This is a genomic window from Streptomyces sp. NPDC057253, assembly GCF_042669125.1.
Classification (GTDB): domain Bacteria; phylum Actinomycetota; class Actinomycetes; order Streptomycetales; family Streptomycetaceae; genus Streptomyces.
This window is the reverse complement of sequence record NZ_JBHUXV010000024.1, coordinates 44,100-67,042: the sequence shown is the minus strand read 5'-3', so window position 1 is coordinate 67,042 and position 22,943 is coordinate 44,100. Positions and strand designations below refer to the sequence as shown.

At 70.2% G+C, this 22,943-nt stretch carries 10 protein-coding genes and 1 pseudogene; 2 read left to right on the top strand and 9 right to left on the bottom strand.

Annotated features, from left to right (window positions below; genetic code table 11):
• Positions 1-85 precede the first annotated feature (85 nt).
• The 8 genes and pseudogenes from ACFULQ_RS16070 to ACFULQ_RS16035 all read right to left on the bottom strand — a co-directional run bounded on the left by ACFULQ_RS16070 (position 86) and on the right by ACFULQ_RS16035 (position 16,597).
• Positions 86-6,307: a DNRLRE domain-containing protein gene (locus ACFULQ_RS16070; protein WP_383543708.1), complete on the bottom strand. Its 6,222-nt coding sequence runs from the start codon at positions 6,305-6,307 to the stop codon at positions 86-88.
• Positions 6,308-7,082: 775 nt separating this feature from the next.
• Positions 7,083-7,281, bottom strand: a pseudogene (locus ACFULQ_RS16065) (IS5/IS1182 family transposase); the annotation flags it as partial.
• A 408-nt stretch (positions 7,282-7,689) separates the two neighbouring features.
• Positions 7,690-7,893, bottom strand: a complete 204-nt coding sequence (locus tag ACFULQ_RS16060) for a hypothetical protein (protein WP_383543705.1) — start codon at positions 7,891-7,893, stop codon at positions 7,690-7,692.
• 94 nt (positions 7,894-7,987) lie between these two features.
• Positions 7,988-10,762, bottom strand: coding sequence for an AAA family ATPase (locus tag ACFULQ_RS16055; RefSeq protein ID WP_383543702.1), 2,775 nt, complete (start codon positions 10,760-10,762; stop codon positions 7,988-7,990).
• Positions 10,763-10,908: 146 nt separating this feature from the next.
• Positions 10,909-13,710 carry an ATP-binding protein gene (locus ACFULQ_RS16050; protein ID WP_383543699.1) on the bottom strand — a complete coding sequence of 934 codons (2,802 nt, stop codon included), beginning with the start codon at positions 13,708-13,710 and terminating at the stop codon, positions 10,909-10,911.
• 44 nt (positions 13,711-13,754) lie between these two features.
• Positions 13,755-14,063, bottom strand: coding sequence for a WhiB family transcriptional regulator (locus ACFULQ_RS16045; RefSeq protein ID WP_383543696.1), 309 nt, complete (start codon positions 14,061-14,063; stop codon positions 13,755-13,757).
• Positions 14,060-15,493, bottom strand: coding sequence for a sugar porter family MFS transporter (locus tag ACFULQ_RS16040; RefSeq protein ID WP_383543693.1), 1,434 nt, complete (start codon positions 15,491-15,493; stop codon positions 14,060-14,062). The genes ACFULQ_RS16045 and ACFULQ_RS16040 overlap by 4 nt, the downstream gene beginning before the upstream one ends.
• Positions 15,494-15,598: 105 nt before the next feature.
• Positions 15,599-16,597: an ROK family glucokinase gene (locus tag ACFULQ_RS16035; RefSeq protein WP_383543690.1), complete on the bottom strand. Its 999-nt coding sequence runs from the start codon at positions 16,595-16,597 to the stop codon at positions 15,599-15,601.
• A gap of 219 nt (positions 16,598-16,816) precedes the next feature.
• Between ACFULQ_RS16035 and ACFULQ_RS16030 the strand changes: the two genes are divergently transcribed.
• Positions 16,817-17,212 (top strand): cupin domain-containing protein, encoded by a 396-nt coding sequence (locus tag ACFULQ_RS16030; RefSeq protein ID WP_383543800.1) that lies wholly within the window; start codon positions 16,817-16,819, stop codon positions 17,210-17,212.
• 53 nt (positions 17,213-17,265) lie between these two features.
• Entirely contained in the window at positions 17,266-20,091 is a 2,826-nt protein-coding gene (locus tag ACFULQ_RS16025) for an ATP-binding protein (RefSeq protein ID WP_383543687.1), read from the top strand.
• Here ACFULQ_RS16025 and ACFULQ_RS16020 read toward each other — a convergent pair.
• On the bottom strand, positions 20,045-22,735 hold the full coding sequence (locus tag ACFULQ_RS16020) for an AAA family ATPase (protein WP_383543685.1): 2,691 nt from the start codon (positions 22,733-22,735) through the stop codon (positions 20,045-20,047). The genes ACFULQ_RS16025 and ACFULQ_RS16020 overlap by 47 nt on opposite strands.
• Positions 22,736-22,943: the final 208 nt, after the last annotated feature.

The window sequence follows — 22,943 nt, the reverse complement described above, 5'->3', positions numbered from 1 at the left end:
CGAGGACTGGTGACCGGGCGCGGTCCCCTTGGGGGCCGCGCCCGGTTTGTCGTTCGTTCCGATCACTGCTGATCGCCAACGGCTGCTAGCCCCAGAGGTAGCCGTAGCGGTACAGGTAGCTGCCGACCGAGTAGAGATACTGGAGCAGTAGCCCCCTGTTCAGCCAGTAGCGGGTTTGTCTGCGGTTGTAGCTGCTGCTCTCGAAGATCCGTGCCGTACGGTTGTTGTGCTGGTCCACCTTGGTGTCGCAGCGTCCGTGCCGTGGACACTTCTCTCCCCACTCGTGCGCGTTTCCTATCCGTTTGGCGGCGGCCGCACCGAAGAAATAGGTGAGGCTGGCCTGCCAGATGAAGTGACGGATGGCGTTGCGCCGGCCGTGGTTGCCCTTGATGTTCAAGGACAGGATGCCGGACAGGTAGATCACGAACATGCAGTTCGAATAGCCCAGGCTCATGCATGCCTTGGCCTCGTGACATTCCTTGCCGCACCGTCCGTCGAGGTCGTAGTTGTTGACGGGGTCGCCGTTGCCGTATTCGTAGGCGTTGGCGCTGCCGCCGTGTACCGGGTCCGTGGACAGGAATCGGCCGGTGGTGGGGTCGTAGACCCGTACTCCCATCAGGGTGAGTCCGGTGACGGTCTCGTCGGAGCGCTGCTTGCCGCCCAGCCACGCGTACCGCGTCGACGGCTGGCCCGTCCTGGGATTGCCGTACTCGTCGGCGTCCAGGACGGTCGGCGCGACGGAGGTGTCTGCGGGCAGCTGAAGGGTGATGTCCCCGTGCAGGTTCGCCATCTGCAGGACCAGGCCGCCGGTCTTGGTGGTGGTGGCGGCGAGGTTGCCGTCGGCGCCCTGGATGTTGCGGGTGACGGTGCCGGCGGTGTCCTCGCTGATCCACTGGGGGTTGTCGTCGTCCGAGCCGTAGTGGTTGACCTTGGCCGAGGTCTGGGTCCAGGTGCCCGAGGAGTTGCTCTCGGTGGTCCAGGACCGCAGGCGCAGCATGGAGTCCAGGTTCCAGGACTGCCGTCGGCTGTCGGTGGTCTCCTGCTGGATCAGGTCGTTGGCGTAGTAGGCCAACGTGGCGCCGGGCCGGCTGGTGGTGCGGCCGAACGCGTCGTAGACGTAACCCGAGTTCACCAGACGGTCGGCGGTGTCGTAGGCGTAGGTCGTGGTGGTGGCGCCGGCTGTGACGCAGTCGGCGCCCACCGCCGCAGTGGCCGTCGCCAGGGACTTGCGGTTGCTGTTCTTGTCGTAGGCGTAGGTGCGAGTGGTGCAGTAGGCGTCGGTGCTGGTGTCCTGGACCTGAGTGAGGCGGCCCGCCGCGTCGTAGCCGTAGGTCTGGGACGCGGTGACGCCGGGCGTTCCGGTATGCGTGGCCCGCTGGCCGTGCACGGTCAGGGTGATGCTGTCGGAGACCAGGACGGTGCCATCCGACGTACGGGTATAGAGCCGGCTGGTCATCGCTCCTGTGGTGTCGGCGGTCTGGGCCATGGTGTAACCGCCGGGCAGAGTCTGGCCGGTGACGGCGCCGTCGGCGTCGTAGCGGGCCGTGAACGTGCCGGCCACGGAGTCGGTGACCGACGTGGCCAGACCGCGCGGATCGATCACGGTGTCGTAGGTGTAGGTGGTGGTGGACGGGACGCTGTCGGTCACCTTGAGCGGCCGGTCCAGCGCATCGTAGGACGTGGTGGTGGTACCGCCGTCGGCGTCGGTGTAGGAGATCTCCCGGCCAAGAGCGTCGTAGGCCTTGCTGATGGTGCCGCCGGCCGCCGAGGTCACCTTGAGCGGCAATCCGGTGGCAGGGTCGTACGTCGTCGTGCCCGCCGGCACCGCGGCGCCGAGCCCTCCGCTGGTGGTGAAGACGGTCGCCCGGCCCGCGGAGTCGAAGCCCGAGCTCGTAGTACGGGTGACTCCGTTGGCTGTCTCGGTCACCTTCGTCGGCTGGCCGTACAGGCCGTACTCGAAGGTCTTCGTAGGCAGGCCGGTCGGATTGCTGCCGCCGCCGCTGATCGCGGCCACAGGCGCGGTCTGGCAGACCAGGTCGGCCCATTCGGGCCGGTTGCCGCAGGTCCCGGTGGAGCCGGCGGTGTAGTACGTGGTCCTGGTGGTGCCGGCGTCGCTCCCGCCGGAGGCGGGCTGGGACGTCGTTGCGACCCGGCTCTGGCTGTCGTACGAGGTCGCGGAGGTGAGGCCCAAGCCGCTCGGATCCTGGGTGGTGCCGGTGGGTTGGCCCTTGGTCCAGTCGATGGTGTGGGCGGTGACGCGGGGGTCGGCCAGCAGAGTGGGCCAGGAGCGCGGCTGTGCACCCTCGGTGACCTTGGTGACCTGGTCCTCGATGGTCGCCGTGCCGTCGGTGGGACGGCCGGTGTCGTACTCCTGGACAGTGTGCACGCGGGCCGCGAGCTGACTGCCGGCGCCGGCGAGCGTGGTGGTGCCGCTCGTCAGCTTCGCCTCGAGGGTGACCGGGTGCAGCGGGCCGTAGGTGTCGGTCTCGCGGACGCCGTCGGCGCTGTAGACCGAGACGGTGGACAGCAGTTGGGCGCGCTCGGCGGACGACAGGGCATTGATGCCCAGGTTCGTCAGCTGGGTGCGCTGGGCCGCGGTGGTGCCGAGCGCCAGTTCGCGGTTGGCCGCGGTCAGAGTGCGGGTGGTGTTGCCGAACGCGTCGTACTCGGTGACGTCGATGTGGTGACCGGGCGCGGCCTGGTCCACCTCGCGACCGGAGGCGTCCAGGTAGTGGATGGCCGCCCGCTGGTACCCGCCTGAGGCGAGGGCGGGGCCGTCGTGGCCCGAGGGCACCTGGTCGGCCGGGAAGACGGCGGTGCCGTCGGTGGGTAGGTCGCTCTGCCCCCAGGACGCGATGGCCGTCGCGCCGAGGTCCTCCGGCGCGGAGCCGCCGCTGAGCGGGACGCCGTAGACGATGTTCGTCTCTGCGGTGCCGTTGGTCTGGGTGGCACTTCCTGGAGTGAGGGAGGGACGGGACACCTTCAGCAGCATCCCGTCGCCGGCCGCCGGATTGGAGCCGGCTTGACCGTAGGCGAAGGTCCACGGCAGCTGTCCGGGGGGTGTCTGGGTCGTGACGCGCCCGGCGGAGTCGTAGCCGTACGTGGTCTTCAGCGCCGGGGAGATCCGCGGGTCCCAGGATTCGGCGAGACGGCCCGAGCCGTCGTACCGGTAGGCCGCCACGGCCATGGCGGTCGCGGCAGCGGCCCCGGGCGCGGTGGACCACAGCTGGATGGCCGAGACCTGGTCCTTCACGTCACCGAACGCCGAAGCGGTCGCCGTGGTGGTGGTCGCGTAAACGAACTCCAGGACGCGGCAACCCTTGACCGAGGGGTCTGCCTGGCAGGTTGCGGCCGGGACGGCGGAGGTGGCTGCGATGAGGTACTTGGGCCGTGCCGTCTGCACGCCGCCCACGGTGACCGGCTCGGAGACGGTCGTGGTGGTGGAGTCCGCGACCCCGTCGGTGTACGAGGTCTTCGCCTGCCAGGTACTACTGGTCGACGTGGTCCGGACAAAGGTGGTGACCTCGCCGAGGCTGCTCTCGATGGTGAAGGTGCCGGCGAAGGAACCGGTGAGCGTGTAGTCCTCCGAGCCGGGTTCGGGCACCCAGCCCTTGCCGTCCCCGGTCGCGGTGAAGCGGATCTCGGAGTTGTCGGCGGCCGTGACGACGCTCAGCGAGGTGGCCGAGGTCTTGCGCAGATAGGAGAAAGGCGTGTCCACCTGGTCGGACGCCGCGCCGTATGCCCATTCCTCACCGAAGATGGGTGCCTGGTCGTCGTGGGCGCCGGCCTGAGGGGACCGGGATGAGGCCGTGCGGTCCACCGTCAGGCCGAAGTAGGAGGCGTCGGTGGCCGACAGGTTGTAGTCACCGGTAAGCAGGTTGAGCTTACCGGGGCCGGCATCCGTGGTGGCGGCGCCGTCGGCGCCGCGGTCCACCACGACACTGATCGCGTCGGACGACGCCGAGGCGCCGGAGCCGGTGAAGTCGGCGCGCAACTGGATGTCGCCGTCGGGGTTGACGGTCGAGGTGGCGTTCCAGGTGAGCTTGGCGCTCTTGCCCGCGGTGAGCGGGGCCGGCCACGAGGACAGGGGCTGACCGCCCGCGGTCACGTCCGCGGCGGGCACGGGGGTCCAGGCGTCGGCGTCGCCGCGCCGCCAGTCGAAGGAGACGCCGGTGTATTTGCCGCTGTCCGCCTCAGCGGTCAGCGGCACCCGGGCCGCGGTGCGGGTGCCGTCGCGGGGGCTGGTGATGCCGCCCGGCCCTACGTGGAAGGTGTAGACGACCGGGTCGGACTTGTTCTCCGCCTTGTCGGTGCTGCGGACGGACAGGATGTTGGTGCCCGCGGTATCGGGCTTGATGGTGATCTTCACCGGAGCCGTGGAGCCGCCGGTGGACACGGTTGTCCAGGTGACACCGTCGAGCGACCATTCGACGCCGTTCTGGTCGCCGCCGGGCGGGGTGACGGAGAAGACGCCCGGCTGACCGACACCCTTGACCCACTGGTCGGCCGGGTAGTCGGTGGATGTCACCGAGGACGGCGCTGAGGGGGCGGAGGTGTCGACGGTGAAGGTCTCGTAGGCCGACCAAGCGGTGTTGTAGTGCGTGCCGTCATAGGGGTTGGTGCGGAACTTGTACGTCTTTCCGTTCTGCAGGACTCCGGCCGGCACGGTCACCGACGCCGGCTGACCGCTGGGCACGTACGGCGACACCAGGTAGTTGCCGACCTGCGTGCCGGTGGCCGCGTCGTCGATCTCGAAGGTGCCGTCGACGGTGTCGTTGTTGACGTCGGTGAAGGTGTCCCGCAGCGTCGGCGTGGTGGTGTTGACGTACCAGACGCCGTCGCTGCCCTTGAAGAAGGGTGGGCCGGCCTGCCGGTCGGTGCCGGTCTTGGGCCGGTAGTTGTAGGTCACCGTCAGCTTGGGCGGGTTGGAGGCGGCGTTGGCGGAGTTGACCCGCTTCCACTGCGAAACCACCGACTCGTCAGCGGCCTGCAGACCCATGTGGCCGCGGGTGGCCTTGGCCGAGGCCCATTCCTGCGCCAGCGTGGTCACGTCCGCGTTGATCCAGCCGTCCGGCTGGGTCGAGCACCCGGCGTTGCCCGTGGTCTCGGTGGAGGTGGCCTTCTTCGCGATCCACGACGGCTGGGCGGTCCAGCGCGAGGAGGTGGAGGCGGCGCCGGTGGACCACACGTCCCACGGATAGGGCTTGCAGTCGGTGTTGCCCGAGTGGAAGTTCCACAGGCTCAGCTTGGCGCTGGAAACCAGCGAGTCCTGGATCGGGGTGGTGTTCCAGGAGATGAAGGACCGCGCGGTGCGCGGTGTGTTGTCGGCGTTCTTGGTGCCCGGGTTGCCCAGGTCCAGCTCGGTGTCGGTGGACCAGTCGACGGTCTCGCCCTGCTGGACGTAGGTGTCGAAGACGTTGGACAGCGAGGAGGTGGACGGGTCGACGGTGACCGGGTAGGTGGTGTCCGGATCGGTGAGGAACTTGGCGTCCGGAGTGACCACCAGGTCGACCGAGGAGCCCTTCTGTACCACCTTCATGCCGACCTTGGCCTTGTGGGTGTGCTCACCGGAGCGTTCGTCGACGGTGGCGTCCCACATGGTTGGCGCGGGCATGACAGCTCGTGTTTTGTGCTTCCTGTCGGTGAACAGCACGCTGCCGTCGGGCAGTTGCTTCGCCGTCAGCCCCTTGGCCTTCAGCGGCAGGGTGTACGAGTAACTCTCCGAACCGGGTCGCTCCTTGATCTGGACGTACTGCTCGAAACCGGTGCGCGTGGCCTCTACGACCACGTCCGCGCCGGGAACCGCGTCGACGTACTTCGCACGCGTTCCGTCGAGCTTCGGCTGGGGAAGACCGCCTTTCCACTGGAGGGTGACCTGCTGGGCGCCTTCACCCAGCGTCACCAGGTTCGTGGCCTTGGCCTCGCGAGCGGCCTTCCACGACTTGGACGGCGTCCCGGACCCGCCGGCCAGCTCCAGCGCCTCGGGGTGAGCCTTGGGCTCAACCGTCCCGTCCAGCTTCTGAACCAGGTTCAGATCGACGTTGCGCCACTTCCCCGTGGCCTCGTCCCTGAAGCGCGTGGGACCGGAGGTGAGTTCGGTCGTGAGGGAACCATCCCTGTTCGCCCACGTCGTGGATGTCTCCGTGCGCGCGGACAGCGCCTCCACCCGCCTGCCCGACAACCGTGCCGCCACCCGCGCGGACGGGATGTCCGCCGCCTGCGCGGCCGTGGCCTTCTTCGGCGCCTTGGGGTTCTGGAGCGGGACGGCGGCGGAGGCGTACGCACCATCGAGCATCGTCAAGGTCATGGCCAGAGACAGCACCCCGGCCGCCCACCGACCGCCCCTCGCGGACCCAGGAAGGGATCTACGTCTTCGGGACGAGAGGATACGAAACGTCACGATCTACCCCGTTTGAATTTGTGAAGTTGTGTCCCCGGTATGAGGTCGTTGTGAAGCTACCTTGACCCCAAAGAAGATGATTGCCTGCAAGGGGCAACAAAGAGGATCTTTCCGTCCGTCGGCGATCGAAGCCTTTATTCATTCTTGACGCACCGAGAAGCGGGTGAACGGCCCCACGGATGGGTCCAGTTGCGTGTCTGGGCCATATGACACCGCACACAACCGTGCCGTCTGACGCGAGGGGAAGGCAGCCCGGCGAGAGGCACGGCACCTGACACCTCCGCAGATGAAGCAGTGAGGCACAGGAGCTCCAGAGGCAACAGCGGAACTTGTCGGTCCAACGCATCCCCGTGGTCGTCACCATGCTGTTCTGCCTGCCAGAGGCCTGCCCGAGCACCATCGACACGTTCAACTACGCGCCACTCGCCCTCGGCGCGGTGCCAGCACTGGCTGACGCACAGTGGGCGGCCGAGAGCCGACGCACTTACGGCGTCCCCGAGCGGCGCCTTATCGGGACCGGAACTTGATCGATCCCCTGGAGCGCCAGCTGCTGCTGGCGTGGGAGTCGCTCCACGAGCGGGCTGTCGATCACGCACCAGGCGGAGCACGTTGATCGCGGGGATGGTCCGGATGGCATAACCTTGCGTCCCTGAGTCAGTCGGGGAGGATCTTGTAGTTCTTCGGCCGGGCGAGCGGTGGCCACGACCAGCCGCGTATCAGCATCGATGATGACCTGCACGTTCGCAGAGAACCGTAGTTGCGGCTGGAGGCGCCTGCCTTGGAGTCGCGGACCCGACGAGCGTGCCGTCCACGATCCACAGCCGGTCGGCGGCATCGACGGGGCGTGAGGCGGGCTCGAGTGCGAGAAGCGTTCGCAGACGCCGCAGGAGGAACGAGAAGCGGACCTCGCCGCTGAGGAACGCTGAGGCACCCTGCCAGCACCTGCCCAGCGGGCGCCTCAGCGACCATCACGTGTCACGTTGCCGTCACCAACCCCGGCGACGCACCTGGACCGCAAAGGCCGCACGTGCGTGAAAGGCACCGATCCAGACCACGTGGACGCCAAGAGACGGTTTCGCCTACCTGTGCCATGTCGTGCCGCCGGACTCGCAGGCCAACACCACAGATCACGAACCAAGATCCGAACAGGTGCGGACCAACTCGGCTCAGCAGCAGACGATTCCACCCTGTGCCGCAGGTCCGAGGCGGCGGTGCGTGTACCACCAGCAGACGAAGAACCTACTTGTTTCGTACAGTCCCAAGAAGCTCGGGTTCTTCTGAGCCACAGGTCAGTCCGCTCGCTCCGGATTCGCGGGGATCTTCGTTTCCGTGGTCACGTGTGCCCCGTCGGTCCGGGAGGGTGGATCGACGACGTCATCGTTCTTGCGCATGCCGTCGTCACTCTCCTCTTGCCGCCTCTTCTTCAAGGCGAGCTCCTTGGCCGTCTTCTCGGAATACAGCCTCATCTCGGCCTCTGTTCTCTGTTCGAACACTGTTGCCTCCGTGTCGGTTCACACCCGTTTGGAATGATGACCGGGCACCCGAAGGTTCTGTGACAGTGTCACGGCAGCGGCAGCCGCGATGCGATCAGGCCGATGTCGCCTCGTCCTCGAACTGGATGGCCCGGATCTCCCGACGCGACGAGATGCTGAGCTTCGAGAACACCTTGCGGAGGTGCCACTCGACCGTGTGGCGGCTGATGAACAGCTGGGCGCCGATCTCAGGGTTGGTGAGTCCCTTCCCGGCGAGCCGGGCGATCTGCGCCTCCTGAGGGGTGAGCCCCGTGGGCCTCGCGATCGTGTGGCTGCGAACCTTCGCCCCCGTGGCCTGCAACTCGCCTCGCGCGCGTGCAGCGAACGCCTCCGCTCCGAACCGGCTGAACATGCCATGTGCGACGTCCAGTTGGGCACGGGCGTCGGCACGGCGGTTCTCGCGGCGCAACCATTCCCCGTACAGGAGATGTGCGCGGGCCACTTCCATGCGCACCCGGGTTCGTTCGAGCCGCTCGATGGCCTCACGATAGAGCCGCTCCGCGGCATCGCCCTCGCTGAGCAGCGCCCGCGAGCGCGCTTCCACGCCCAGCGCCCAGTCGGTGCCGCTGGCTCGCGTCGCCTCCGAGAGCCGCTCCAGCGCGTCGGTGGCCGACTCGGGCGAGCCGCTCCGTACGGCCGCCTCGATCAGCTCCGCCAGGCCCCACCGGGAGGAGGCGAACTCCCGGTGCTCGGCCGCTGCTTCCCGGGCCGCCGTCAGCGCCTGTGCGTACTGACCGAGCCCGTTGCAAAGCACTGCCTCGTACCAGCGTGTGACGGTGACGGTGGCCCCCTGTCCGCGAGGCACCGCCTCGCCCAGGTTCGTCTCGATCAACGTACGGGCCTCGCTCTCGCGACCGCGCCAGACGGCCAGACCGAGGGGGCCGACCCGTCCGGGGCTGGTGTTGCCGGTGGCCGCGCACACCGCCGCCGTCTCCTCTATCAGCGACTCGGCAGCCGCCAGTTCCCCGGCGATGAGGTGCAAGTACGTGCGGGAGTCGAGGGCGTCGGGGAGAGCGCTGAGTGCTCCGGCCTCGCGGGTGATCGTCACATGACGTGTCGAGGCCGCAAGCCAGCGCTCGTCGTCCCACAGATCCGCGGCGATGACGGACGCGAGCCAGAGGCGGCGGAGCTGCACCTCGGGAGGGAGCCGTTCGTCGCTGAGCGCTTTCAGTGCTCGCTCCATCATCGGCGCCGCGGCGGGGAGACCGTCGGTGAGTCGCACCGCGAGGGCGTCCAGCACCACGTCGGACACCTCCGGCCGCCGTGCCTGCGGTGCCTCGCGGGCGGCCTCCCCCACCTCCAGCAGTCCTGGGCCGCGCGCCAGGCGGCCGGCGAAGATCGCCGCGGCGATGGCGTCCAAGTAGGTCCCGCGAGCGAGTCCGACATCGTCGAGCCGGCCGAACCGGCGAGCGGCGGCGAGCAGCAGTGACGGGGCCTCGCCGCCGCGGTTCTGAGCGAAGGCGAGCCCGGCATGCAGGACCTCGATTCGCGCGCGGCTCAGTTCGTCGACGGGTCCGGCCGCCGCCGTGCCGAGCAGTGTGGCCGCCTGCTCGAACGCCCCGGTCTGGAGTTTCGTCTGCGCCGCGGCCATCGCGCGCTGTGTGCGTCGCGCGGGATCCTCCGTCAGGGCGGTCGCACGCTGGAGGAACGCGGCGGCCGCGGCGATCCCGCCCCGCGCCAGGGCTCGGCCGGCGGAGCGCTCCAGTTCGGCGGCCACCGTCTCGTCGGGCCCGGCGGCGGCGTCGGCCAAGTGCCAGGATCGGCGGTCGGGGTCGAGCCTGGCGTCGGTGGCGTCGGCCAGCGCCTTGTGCACCTCTCGGCGTTCGCTCGGGCTCGCCGCGCGATAGGCCGCCGAGCGCACCAGCGGGTGCCGGAACCGCACCCGGGTGCCGAGTGTGATCAGGTCCGACGCGCCTTCGTGCGACACGGCGGCGTCGGCGTCGATTCCGAGGTGCTCGGCCACGCGCCTGAGCAGGGTCACGTCGCCCAGCGGTTCGGCGGCGGCGATCAACAGGAGAGAGCGGGTTTCGACGGGAAGCGCCTGAATGCGGCGGAGGAACTCCTGTTCGAGCTGGCTCGACAAGGGCCATGCGTCCGGACGCTCGAACCCTCCGGCCATCTCCGCTGGGGACAACCCGCGGGGCAGTTCGAGCAGGGCCAGCGGGTTTCCGCGTGACTCGGCGACTATGCGTTCACGCACCCGTTCGTCCAGCGGACCTGTGACGACCGAGTCAAGCAGGGTCCAGGAGTCGCGTTCGGTCAGTCCCGTGACGGACAGTTCGGGAAGGTTGCCGAGCGCGTGCTCCGCACCGGTGTCACGAACGGCGAACACGAGCACAACCGATTCCGCGAGCAGTCGACGGGCCACGAACTCCAAGGTCAGCGCAGACGCCCTGTCCAGCCACTGCGCATCGTCGACGACGCAGACCAGCGGCTGGTCACCCCCGGCGTCCGCGAGGAGACTCAGCGTGGCCAGACCTACGAGGAACCGGTCGGGGGCAGCGCCCACGCGCAGGCCGAAGGCCGTGCCGAGCGCGTCGCGCTGCGGTTCGGGCAGCTGGTCGAGACCTCCGAGCAGCGGAGCGCAGAGCTGGTGCAGACCCGCGTAGGAGAGTTCCATCTCGGACTGGACGCCGGCCGCCCTGATGGTGCGGCATCCGGTGGCGCGAGCAAGGAGGTGGCTCAGCAGCTCGGTCTTGCCGATCCCGGGCTCACCGCGCAGGACCAGGACACCGCTGCGCCCGGCTCTGGCACCTGCCACGAGATCGTCGAGAATCTTGCATTCGCTCGCTCTGCCGAGAAGCCCGGCCCGCGCACCGCGCCTCGCCATGGCAGCTCCCTTGTCAGGACTCCTCGCTGGATATGGTAATCCGTCTCCTGATCACCGCGCTCATGGTCTACCGGGACGACGGCTTTGCCTCGGGTCGGCGCAGGCAGTTGCCGGATCCCATGGCGTTCGGAGTGCGGTCGGCCGGCTCAGCCGACGTCGGCCTCCGACGGGTCGGTCGCCGGGTGTCCGTCCTGGAGTGCGGCGAGCGCGGCGCCGAGCTTGCCCCGGCTGGTGATGCCCAGGCGGGGATAGATGCGGTACAGGTGGGCTCCTACGGTGCGATGCGAGATGAACAGACGCTGGCCGATCTCCCGGTTGCTCAGCCCCTGCGACGCGAGCACCGCGATCTGCATCTCCTGGGCCGACAGCCGGTCGCTGGTGTTCGCGTGCCGTCGGCCGCTCGACTCGCCGGCGGCCCGCAACTGCTCGCGAGCCATCTCGGCCCAGGGCCGCGCGCCGATGCGGTCGAACTCGTCGCGGGCACTGCGCAGCGGGTTACGGGCGTCGACGTAGTGCCGTTGCCGACGCAGCCGGCGGCCGTGGTGCAGGTGCAGCCGGGCCCGCGCCAGAGCCCAGCCGGCGGGCAACGCGGCCAGTGCCGCGGTGTAGTGCTCCTCCGCCGTGTCGTCCGGCGCCAGCGCTGCCTCCGTGTAAGCGTGGGCCACCACCATCATCTCCGAGGGCAGCCGGACGGCCGACTCGGTTAGTTCTCCCAGTAGTTCCCGGGCCTGCTCTACGGTGCCAGCGGCCACCGCGGCGTCCGCCAGATCCGGTGCGAGCAGCCAGCGGCTGACCGAGTGGTAGTGCGGGTCGTCCGGGTCGAAGGCGCGGGCGAGGACGTCGTACGCCTCGGCGGAGCGGCCGTCGAAGAGCGCGAGCAGGCCCTCGATCTGCTGCGCCATCACGGCGGCGAACGGCATGCCGGGGAACAGCCGGTGGGTGCGCAGTTCGCCGAGCATCCGTGCCGCGGCCTCGGTCTCTCCGCGTATCGCCGCCACCAGGCCGCTCGTCGCCTTCACGCCCAGCCAGACGATCCACTCGCCGGTCTCCTCGGCAAGGGCGAGTCCTTCACCGGACTCCTCACGGGCCCGGTCGAGCTGACCGAGGTAGACCCGAGGCCAACTGCCCGCGAGCGACCGGGCGAGCAGCCCGAGTCTGCCCTGCGACCGCCATGCCGTGGCCGCCCGTGACAGGTGGCGGGCGGCGAGGGAGACCTCACCCAGGACCATCGCGCCGCTGCCGAGGAAGTGCATGGTCCGGCCGTCCTGGCGGTCCGGCTGGAGGTTGCCGAGCCGTGTGATCACCTCGGCGCCGTACCGGTACGGCTCGGTGTACGCCCGTACCGTCAGAACGACGGGAGCGTCTGGATCGGGGTTCCACCGGTCCAGCTCGGCCGCGGCCAGCGAGCGCACCCGTGCGTCACCGTCCTGGAAGAAGCACCGGGCGGCGGCCCGCCACAGCAGGTTCTCGGCGACCCGCACGTCTCCTGTGTCGAATGCGCCGGCCGCAGTGGTCACCATGTCCTCGATCCGGCGCTGCGGTTCGTCGGGTTCGAAGGCCGCCTTGTCCGATACGACCATGAGGCGCGCCCGCTCCAGCGGGCCGAGTTCGCTCATGTCGGCTCGGTCCAGCAGAAGCTGGGTGTGGACCCGGTCGTTGATCTCGCTGGCGGACTCGGCCGCCCGGACCAGGATCTCGGTCCTGCGGCGCGGATCCTGGACGAGTTCGGCCGCCTGGCGCAGTGCCGGCACGGCCGAGGCCACCTTTCCCCGGGCCAGCGCCGTATCGGCGAAACGTTCCAGCTGAGCGGCGAGTTCCTCGTCCGGACCGATCGCTGCGGCAGCCAGGTGGAAAAGCCGGCGCTCGGGGGTGTCGGCCATCGCCTCGGCGACGGCGCGGTGGGTGGCCAGCCGGTCGGCGACCGCGGCGCGGGTGTAGATCGCCGAGCGCATCAGCGGATGCCGGAACTCGAGGGCGCGGCCGATCAGACCGACCAGGCCGGCGTCGACCGCCTCCTGCACCGCGTCCAGGGTGACCTTCGTGCCCGTGAGACCGCTCGACACGTCCAGCAGCCGGTTCAGTGGTGCGTTGGGCTCGGCAGCCAGGGCCAGCAGGAGCGTTCGGCATTCCGGGCTCGCCGAGTCCGTACGCGCGGCGAACGCGTCCTCCAGCCGCTGAGTCAGGGGCAGATCGTCCAGCTGCGGCGCGGCGTCCCGCACCGTCTTGGGGAGCTCGACCAGGGCCAGCGGGTTGCCCGCGGCTCGCTCCAGGACAAGGGCCCGCAGCGGCGCCGACAGGTCCGGTGCACCTGCGTCGAGCAGTTCGGCGGCGGCCGACCCATCGAGCGGTCGCAGGGGAAGGTCCGGCTGCGCGCTCGGGGCGTAGGAGCCAGGACTGTGGGTCCGGGACGCCGTCACCATCAGTACGGGGAGATCGCGGGTGCGCCGGGCGACGAAGGCGAGGACATCCCGGCTCGGCGCGTCGATCCACTGGAGATCGTCGACGAGGAGCAGGAGCGGTTGCCGGTCGGCCTCGTCGGCGAACAGTTCGAGCACGGCGAGCGCGACCTGGAAGATGTGGGGCTCGGTCTGCGTGGCGCTGAACGCGTCGACCAGTGCGGTCCGGTGCGGGGACGGCAGCTTCCGGATGCCGTCGGCGGCCGGTTGCAACAGCAGTTGCAGGGCCGCGAACGGCAGCCAGAGCTCGGTCTCCACACCGGCCGTGCTCAGCACCTTGAAGCCGCGCTCGGTGCCCGCTGTGCCGACCGCCCGCAGCAGAGCCGACTTGCCCACGCCCGCGGTGCCATGGATCAGCAGCGCGCCACCGCGTCCGGCTGCCGCGTCCGCGAGCAGCCCGCGCAGGATGTGCAGTTCCTCGTCCCGGCCGATCATGGCGCGGGGGCTGCTGCTGGGCTGGGCATGTGCGGCTTCCTCCGAGCGGAGAGTCACGTCGCACCGCATCCTAGCCGTGGCCCGTTACACCCTCGGGTCTCTCACACCATCGGTAGAACGACTTGAGCAGTGTCTGCGGCCCAGCGCGGAGACACAGATTCCGCAGCTGTCACTCCCGGTTCAGCCGGCGGCGGCCCGATGCGCAGGAGCGTCTCGCGGGTTTCTTCGGTCAGGCCGCCCCAGATCCCGTACCGCTCCCGGTGGTCGAGCGCGTACCGGCGACAGGGGATCAGCACCGGACACCGGCCGCAGATCAGGAGCGCCCGCCGGACGGTCGCCAGATCGCCAGGAGCGGGGAAGAAGGTCGCGGTGTCGGTGCCCCGGCAGGCCGCGATACGTGGCGCTGTCATCCCATCTCCTCCAGCTTCCTGCCATTGGTCTCCCGCACCCGGACGGCGACGAACACGAACGAGAGCAGCGCGAAGCCCGCGTAGAGCGCGTAGGTGGACGACAGGTTCCAGTCCGACATGCGCGGGAAGCTCTCGGTGACGGCCCAGTTGGCGATCCAGTTCGCGGCCGTCGCCACCGACATCGCCGCGGCACGGATCCGCAGCGGGAACATCTCGCCGACCATCACCCAGAGCACCACACCCCAGGAGACCGCGAAGAAGAACACGAAGCTGTGGGCGGCGACCAGCGCCACGGTCCCCTGGGTGTCCGGGATGGACAGACTGCCGCCGCTGCCCGTCTTGTACGAGAACGCCCAGGACGCGAAGGCCAGCGACACGGCCATGCCGGCTGAACCGGTCAGCGCGAGCGGCCTGCGGCCGACCCGGTCGATCAGCAGCATCGCCACGACGGTTCCGACGATGTTGACGATCGATGTGGAGAGGCTGATCAGAAGGGAGTTCGCCTGGTCGATGCCCACTGACTGCCACAGCAACGACGAGTAGTAGAAGATGACGTTGATGCCGACGAGTTGTTGGAAGACGGCCAGTCCGATGCCGACCCACACGATCGGCAGCAGGCCGAAGCGGCCGTCGAGCAGATCGCGTACCCGCGGCTTGTGATCGGTCTTGAGAGCGTGCCGGATCTCGGTGATCCGGTCTTCGGCGCCCGTGTATGTGCCCTGGAGTTCACGCAGCGCGGCGAGGGCCTCGCCCTCACGGCCCCTCGCGACGAGGAAATGCGGCGACTCGGGGATGCGCAGGGTGAGCAAAAGGTAGGCGAGCGCCGGTACGACAGCGGCCATGAGCATCCACTGCCAGGCGTGCAGGGCACCCAGCGGGTTCTCGCTCCTGCCGTCGGCTCCCTGGGCGATGCCCCAGTTGACGAGCTGGGAGGCGGTGATGCCGAGCACGATGGCCGCCTGCTGGAACGAGGCCAGCCGCCCTCGATGGTCGGGTGGGGCGACCTCGGCGATGTAAGTGGGCCCGATCAGCGAGGCGAGGCCGATCGCAGTGCCCCCGACGACGCGCCAGGCGCCCAGGTCCCAGACGGAGAAGGGCACGGACGAACCGAGCGCGCTGATCGCGAAGAGGACCGCGGCGAGGTGCATCACGCGCCGACGGCCGATGCGGTCGGCCAGTCGCCCGGCGACGGCCGCTCCGAAGGCGGACCCGAGCAGGGCCGAGGCGACGATGGTGCCCGTCTCGCTGGAGGTGACGTCGAATCGGTGCTGGATCCCGGTGACGGCGCCGTTGATGACGGCACTGTCGTAGCCGAACAGAAAGCCGCCGATCGACGCGGCCGCCGAAATGTAGGTGACGCGTCGGAGGTTGGTCGGGCGGAGCGCGGCCCTTGGGTGGGCTCGCCCCTCGGATGAGGCGTTCGCGGTCATGGAAAGCAACTCCTTCACGGGACGGGGCCCGGCACGCTGACAGGATCACCAGTCGGAGAGGACGTGGATCGGGAAGACGGCTGGCGGCTGACCAGTGCGCACGGCTCAGACGCCGGCCACCGGGGCTACGAGCAGTTCGTGGAGGCGGGCGAGGTTCGCCGCGCCGATGAGTCCGGCGTCCGATCCGGCGGTGGCCGTGCGGACCTCGGCGTAGACACGGTGTTCGCCGCCGCCGAGGGCCCGTCGGTAGGCAACCTCGGCCGGGCGCCTGATCAGCTCGCCGGTGTCGCCGAGGCCGCCGCCGATGACGAGGACGGACGGGTCGAGGATGGAGGCGAGGTCGGCGAGGGCCTGGCCCAGCCAGCGGCCTGACTCGGCGAACACGTCGAGGGAGAAGGGGTCCCCGGCGAGGGCGGCCTCGGTCAGATGGCGCCCGTCGAGGCCGGCGGGCGTGCCGTCGCCCAGCGCGAGCACCTGAGCGGCGCGAGCCGGATCGGCGGCCGCCATCACGCGGCCACGGCGCGTGTGAGCCGCCCCGCTGGCGTACTGCTCCATGCAGCCGAACTGACCGCAGGGGCACGGCAGTCCGTCGGGAACGGCCCGGTAGTGGCCGATCTCGCCGGCCATACCGAAGCGGCCGCGGAAGAGCCGGCCCCTGCTGATGATGCCGCCGCCCAGGCCGGTGCCCGCCATGACCATCAGCATGTCGTCGTGTCCGGCACCGGCACCGTGGATGAACTCGCCCCAGGCGGCGGCGTTCGCGTCGTTCTCGACGACGACCGGAAGCCCGGTGGCCTCCTGGACGAAGTCCCGGATCTCCTTGTCGTGCCACCCCAGGTTGGGTGCGAAGCGCACCGTCGCGCGGTCCGCGTCCACGTATCCGGCGGCTCCGACACCGACCGCTCTGACGTCGTCCCGGTCCTTGCGGACCTGCTGGACCGCCTCGGCGATCGCCCGGGCTATCCGGTCCGGGTCGCGCGGGGTGGGGACCCGCATCCGGGAGACGACCTCTCCCGCGGGGTCGACCGTCCCTGCGGCGATCTTCGTGCCGCCGAGATCCACGCCGACGGTCAGCCCGCCGTTCTGTTCGAGACCGAGAGACATGGTGTGGTTCCTCACGTTGTGATTCCGTGTGAAGACGGTGCAGTGCACCGTCGATTCGACTACCGGCTCAGCTTCCTTGTTGCTGTGGCGAGTTGCATGAGTCATTCGACTGCGGTCAACCGGAGTCGCTCGTTGTGTCACACATCCGGGCCGCGCGTTGTCTTCTTCCTGAACAGTCGGATCGACCGGAGGTAGGACACGGTGTTGGACAACGAATCGATGAGCGGGACCGGGCCCAGGATGCTGGCGGACGTCAAGCCGCCCTTCGTGCCGGAGGGCGCTTCGGCGATGACCGTGGTGGTCGAGTGGCCCCCGGGACACCCCGGGACCCCGCCGCACCGCCATTCGGGGCCCGCCTTCGGCTACGTCACCGAGGGTGCCGTCCGCTGGGAACTCGAAGGTGAGCCGGAGCGGGTGATCAAGGCCGGTGAGACGTTCTGGGAGCCCGGCGGGGACGTGATCCACTACCAGAACGGCAACGCCCTGTCGGACACGCCCGCCAAGTACGTCGTCATCATGCTGTGCGCGCCCGGCCGCCCCATGCTCACGCTGGTCGACGAGGAGGAGCTGGAGAAGCGGTCACACCTGCGCGCCCCACGACCTGACGCCGACTGAATCACGGCCCAGGACGAGTAGTCCGCCACGTCAGTTTCCGAAGGGGGCCAAAGGTGGCCGGTCACGGCTCGGTGCCGCGCAGCACGACCGGGGCACTGGTGGGACGCGACAGGGAGCTGGAGCTGCTTCGGTCGTACGTCGGCCAAGTGCCCGAGCGCGGTGGGGTGCTGGTGCTGTCCGGGGAGCCCGGCGTCGGCAAGTCCGTGTTGTTGGACGCCGCGGCGACGGTGGCAACGGCGGCCGGTGTGCTGGTCCTGCGCTCCGACGGGATCGAGTTCCTCGCGGATCTGAGCTTCGCCGGACTCCACCACGTGCTCGAACCCTTGCTGCATGAGTGCGAAGGGCTCGACCCGGTGCACCGCCAGGCCCTTGACGTGGCGCTGGGCGGAGCTCTCGGCGCGGCTCCGGGCGGAGGCGACGGCGCCCCGGTGGACCGACTGGTCCTCTACGGGGCCGTACTCGCGCTGCTCCGCCGGGCCGCGCGCGAGCGCCCGGTTCTGCTGGTCCTCGACGACCTGCAATGGGTCGACCGAGCCAGTGCCGCGGCGCTCGCGTTCGTGGCCCGGCGGCTGAGCGGGAGCCGGGTGGGCCTTCTCGCCGCCTACCGTCCGGGATTCGAGAGTTTCTTCGAACGGGCGGGACTTCCCGAGCTCACCGTGTCCCCGCTGGACGGCGGAGCGGCGGCCGACCTGGTCGGTTCCCGGTTCCCGTCGCTCGGCGGTCGCGAGCTGCGACGGGTCCTGGCGCAGGCCCGCGGCAACCCGCTGGCACTGCTGGAGCTGCCGACAGCGCTCGGCGACTCGCGGGGCAGTGCGGGCGTGGTGCTGCCCGAGGTGCTCCCGCTCAGCCGTCGGCTGCAGGACCTGTATGCCTCCCGGGTCGCGGAGATGCCTGCCCCCACCCGCAGGCTGCTGCTCCTGGCCGCGCTGGAGGGCGGCGGCGACCTGTCGGTGCTGCGGGCCGCCACCCCTGGCGAGGACGTGCTGTCCCTTCTCGCGCCAGCGGAGCGGGCGCAGTTGGTGCGGATCGAGCACCGCGGACTGGGGCGGCTGACCTTCCACCATCCGCTGATCCGCGCGACCGTCGTGTCCGGCTCGACCAGCGGTCAGCGCCTTGCCGCCCACCGCACTCTGGCCGAGGCCCTGACCGGGCAGCCCGATCGCCGGGCCTGGCACCTGGCCGAGGCCACGCCCGATCCGGACGAACAGGTCGCGGCGCTCCTGGAGCGCACCGCCCACCGGGTCCGCCGGCGCGGCGACGCCGTCGGCGCGTTCAACGCGCTGGTGCGGTCCGCGGACCTCACTCCGGGTCCCGCGGACCGCGGCAGGCGGCTGGCCGAAGCCGCCTTCGTGGGCGCGGACGTCGCCGGCGAGTTGCGCACGGCGGCCGAACTACTCGTCGAGGCCCGGCGTGCCGACCCCGAGCTGAGGGGGTCGCTGCGGGCGGCGGCCGCTGCGTCCCAGGTGCTGCTCAACCGCGACGGTGACGTCAATACCGCGCACCGGCTGCTCGTCGGTGCCATCACCACCCGCGACGGCCGGTCCGACGGCGACGACGAGGCGCTCTTCGAGGCGCTGTGCACCCTGCGCAGGGTGTGTCTGTGCGCGGGCAGGCCCGAGCTGTGGGCCGCGCATCATGCAGCGACGGCGCAGCTGACCGTGCCGATGCCGCCCCTCCAGGAACTGCTCGGCGACGTCTACTCGGACCCGGCGCGCTCCTCCCCCGCAGCCCTCGGCCTGCTCGACGCGGTGATCCAGGACCTGCACCGGGAGACCGACCCGAGCCGGATCGAGCGGATCGCGATGGCGGCCCTCTTCGTGGACCGGGCCACGGGGTGCCGTACGGCGCTCTGGCCCGTGGTCGAGGACGGCCGCGAAGGCGGCGCGGTGACGTCGGCCCTCATCGCGCTGGTGGTGCTGTGCCTGGACGACTTCATGACAGGCCGGTGGGACGAGTGCGGCCGTCTCGCCGCGGAGGGGCTGGCGCTGTGCGAGGCGCACGGCTACCAGATGCTGGCGCAGCAGTTCCGCCGGGCCCAGGGCCTGCTGGCCGCCGCACGGGGCGAGGACGGCACGGTGCGGGGACTGGCACAGGGGATCACGGACTGGGCGGTACCCCGCGGGGCACGGACCGTCGAGCACTTCGCGCGGCACATGACGGCGCTGGCAGCCTTGGCGCGCGGCGACCACGAGAAGGCCTACCTCGAAGCATCGGCAATCAGCCCTTCAGGCGTGCTGGTCCCCCATGCCCCGCTGGCTCTCTGGGTTCTCCTGGACCTGGTGGAGGCCGCCGTCCGCACCGGACGCCGAGCCGAGGCGCTCGCCCATGTCGCCGTGATGCGACAGACCGGTCTGCCTGCCGTCTCCGGCCGTCTTGCGCTGGTCACCGAAGGTTCGGCGGCGCTCGTCGCCCCCGAGGACCGGGCCGTCGACGCCTTCGAGAAAGCCCTCGCCGTTCCCGGTGCCGAGCGCTGGCCTTTCGAGCTCGCCCGGGTCCGGCTGGCCTACGGACAGCACCTGCGTCGCACACGGGCCGTCGCTGACGCGCGTACGCACCTGTCCGCCGCCCTCACGACCTTCCGTCGTCTCGGAGCCGCTCCCTGGGCCACGCGGGCGGCGGAGGAACTGCGCGCGACCGGCCGTACCGGCCTCGGGGCCCTCCAGGATCCGGGAACCAGTCCGCTCACCGAGCAGGAGCACCAGATCGCCGCACTCGCCGCCGCGGGACTGACCAACAAGCAGATCGGTGAACGTCTCTTCCTCTCCCACCGCACCGTGGCGGCCCACCTGCACCGGATCTATCCGAAGCTCGGCATCACCTCGCGGGTGACCCTCAGCGAGGCCCTCGCGGCGCGGGGAGAGACGCCAGCGCATCCCTGAGGGCCGCCCGTTTGGCGATTCCCAGCTTCGGAAACAGCTGGTAGAGGTGCGTACCCACGGTTCGGGGCGACAGATGGAGACGTTCGCCGATCTGCTTGTTGGTCAACCCGGAAGCGGCGAGTACGGCGATCTCCCGTTCCTGTGCGGTCAGGGTCACGGAACCGTGCTTCGCTCCGGTGCGGGAGCGGTGGGTGGCGCGGAGTTCGCCCGCAGCCCGATCCGCCCACGGCCGGGCGCCCAGATACTCGAACGCCTCGCCCGCCGCTTCCAGTTGGGCTCGTGCCTCCGTGACGAAACGCATGCGTCTCAGACGCTCCCCGTAAGCCAGCCGGATACGGGCCAGATCGAAGGGCCGGTCCTGCGCTCCCGGGACGGCGAGGGCTTCCTCGAAACGTACGATCGCGCCGTCATCGGGTGCGACCAGTGCGGCCGAGCCCGCCACCAGCAGCGCCAGTCGCGGGGAGCGGGTCGCGACACCGGCCTCCTGGAGCGCCCGCACGTGTGCCCGCGCCTCGGCGGAGCGCCGGGTGCGCGTGGCCGCCTCCACCAGGTCCATGCAGCCCCACAGCGTGTGCGGAGGTCGGGAGGCAACTCGGCCGACGGGAGTGATCGCCACCGCGTGGCGGTACGCGCACTCGTAGTCGCCCGCGCCGAGTTCGGTGAGGACACGGGCATGGTCCGCGAAGTCGGCCGCCGTCAGAACCCCGCGCGGCACAGCCCATTGCGTGATCCGGTCGGCCGTGCTCCGGCTCTCCTCGAAGTTCCCCTGGACGGCGGCGAGCAGGGCCCGGTGGTACTCGAAGTACCAGGAGAAGAACGGGTATCGGCGCTCCTCGCAGACCCTCAGGCCCTCAGCGGCCAGAGCTCCGGTCTCCTCCCACCGGCCGGCCGGGAAATTCTCCAGGCACAGGTACATGAGCCCGTCGATGTGCCTGCGTACGTTGCCGCCCCGGCGTCCCCGACGGACCGCGTCCCAGGACACGTCCCGTGATTGCCTCAACCAGTCGGCACGGGCGGTGTCCAGGTGCGGCGCCGCCGGCTTCAGACGGTCGAGGGCGGCTCGGAAGGGTGTCCACCGGTCATCCCGGCCACCGGACCAGCACACCAACCGCAGCATGCGCAGTGCCTCACGGAGGGCGTCGTCCTCGCCGTCGTCTCCGGTCTCGACTGCGTCCACGAGGAGTCGGTGCGCCATGTCGAGGTCGCCGTCGCCGTCGCCGTTGAGCAGGAGGAGGGCCGCCGTCGCGGCGGCGAGTGGGGACCCGGTCAGTTCCGGGGCCGCGCGCCGGGCTCGGTCGAGGAGTCGTGACGCCGTGCGCAGTTCACCGGTCGCGTCGGCAGCGAGGTGGGCGGCCAGGACCAGTCGGCGTGCGCGGTCCGCGGCTCGGGAACTCAGCTCGGCGGCCCTGGTGAAGGTGGCAACCGCCGCCGTGGCGTCACCCCGCCGGGCGGCGCACTGCCCGGCCTCTTCCAGCAGGGCGGAGACGCGCTCGTCGGGAACGAGGGTCGCCCGGCCCAGATGCCAGGCCCGCCGCTCGGGTGCCTCCGCACGGATCTCGGCGAGCGTGCGATGGGCCTGACAGCGCTCGGTCAGAGTGCTGGTCTCCATGACCGCGGCCCTGGTCAGCGGATGTCTGAAGACGAACCGTCGGCTCGTGTCGTCGAAGGCGACGAGACGGTCCGGCGTCGCCGCCGACAGCGCCGCGAGCACCTTCGGGTCGTCCGATCCGGCACGGAGGACTCCCGGGTCTCCGGTGCCGTCGAGGGCGAGGAGCAACAGAAGTCGGCGTGATGCGGCCGGAAGGCGAGCCACGCGCGAGGCGTGGCGGCTCCGAAGGCGTGGGGAGAGAGGCAGTACGTCGGGCAGATCGGCCGACGTGTCGTGTTGGGGGCCGCTCAGCGCGGCGGGCAGCTCCACGAGAGCCAGCGGGTTGCCCCGCGCCTGCGCCAGGACACGCTCCCGCGCCGGTGAGGCCAGCCCGGGAAAGCGGGCCCGGAGCAGTTCCGCCGCCGCGTCGGGGTCCAGCGGCGGCAGCTCGCACTCCGTGAGTCCGGCTCGTTCGAAGAAGGTCTCGGCTCCCGATCTGCAAGCGGCGAGAAATCCGACCCGGATGCCCGCCGACCGGCGGGCGACGACGCCCAGCACCGCCGAACTGGCCCGGTCGAAACTGGCGAGTTCGTCCACGACGACGAGCACGAGACCCTCGGCTGCCGCCCGACGCAGCAGGACGACCACCGACTCGGCGACGTGCCGCCCGTAGGGAACCCCATCGCCCCCGTAGCCCAGCGCGCTGCGCAGCACCCCGCGATGTGGATCAGCCAAGCGCTCGATCCGGTCGTTCAGCGGCAACAGCAACTGGTGGAGTCCGGCATAGGCGAGTTCGGCCTCGGACGGGACGCCGACGGCCGACAGCACCCGGGCCCCGGCCTCGGACATGACCCTGCCGACCTCCGCGAGCAGTGCGCTCTTGCCCACGCCGGGCTCCCCGGAGAGCAGCACGGCACGGCTGCTCGCGCCAGCGCCCTGCCCGAGTAGCGCCATGAGCTCCTGAAGTTGCCGCCCGCGTCCCACCACCTCAAAGGGCCGACCGCCGTCCTCAGCAGGGGTCCGGGGCGACCGTTCGACACGTGAGCCGACTGACATGGGGTACTCCGTACGTTCGCGCCGTCCTTCCCACCGCACGCTGGGAAGGCCTGGGTTCACCGTGCACCGGCCCGCGAGGACAAACATCAGTCACGTGACTGCGTGACGACTTGCGGGTCATTTGACTGATGGTGCCCACCCACACAGGTCTCGCAGAATCGGGTTGTCCCTGGATCACATGAGAGGGCACATGAGACAGCACACCGTG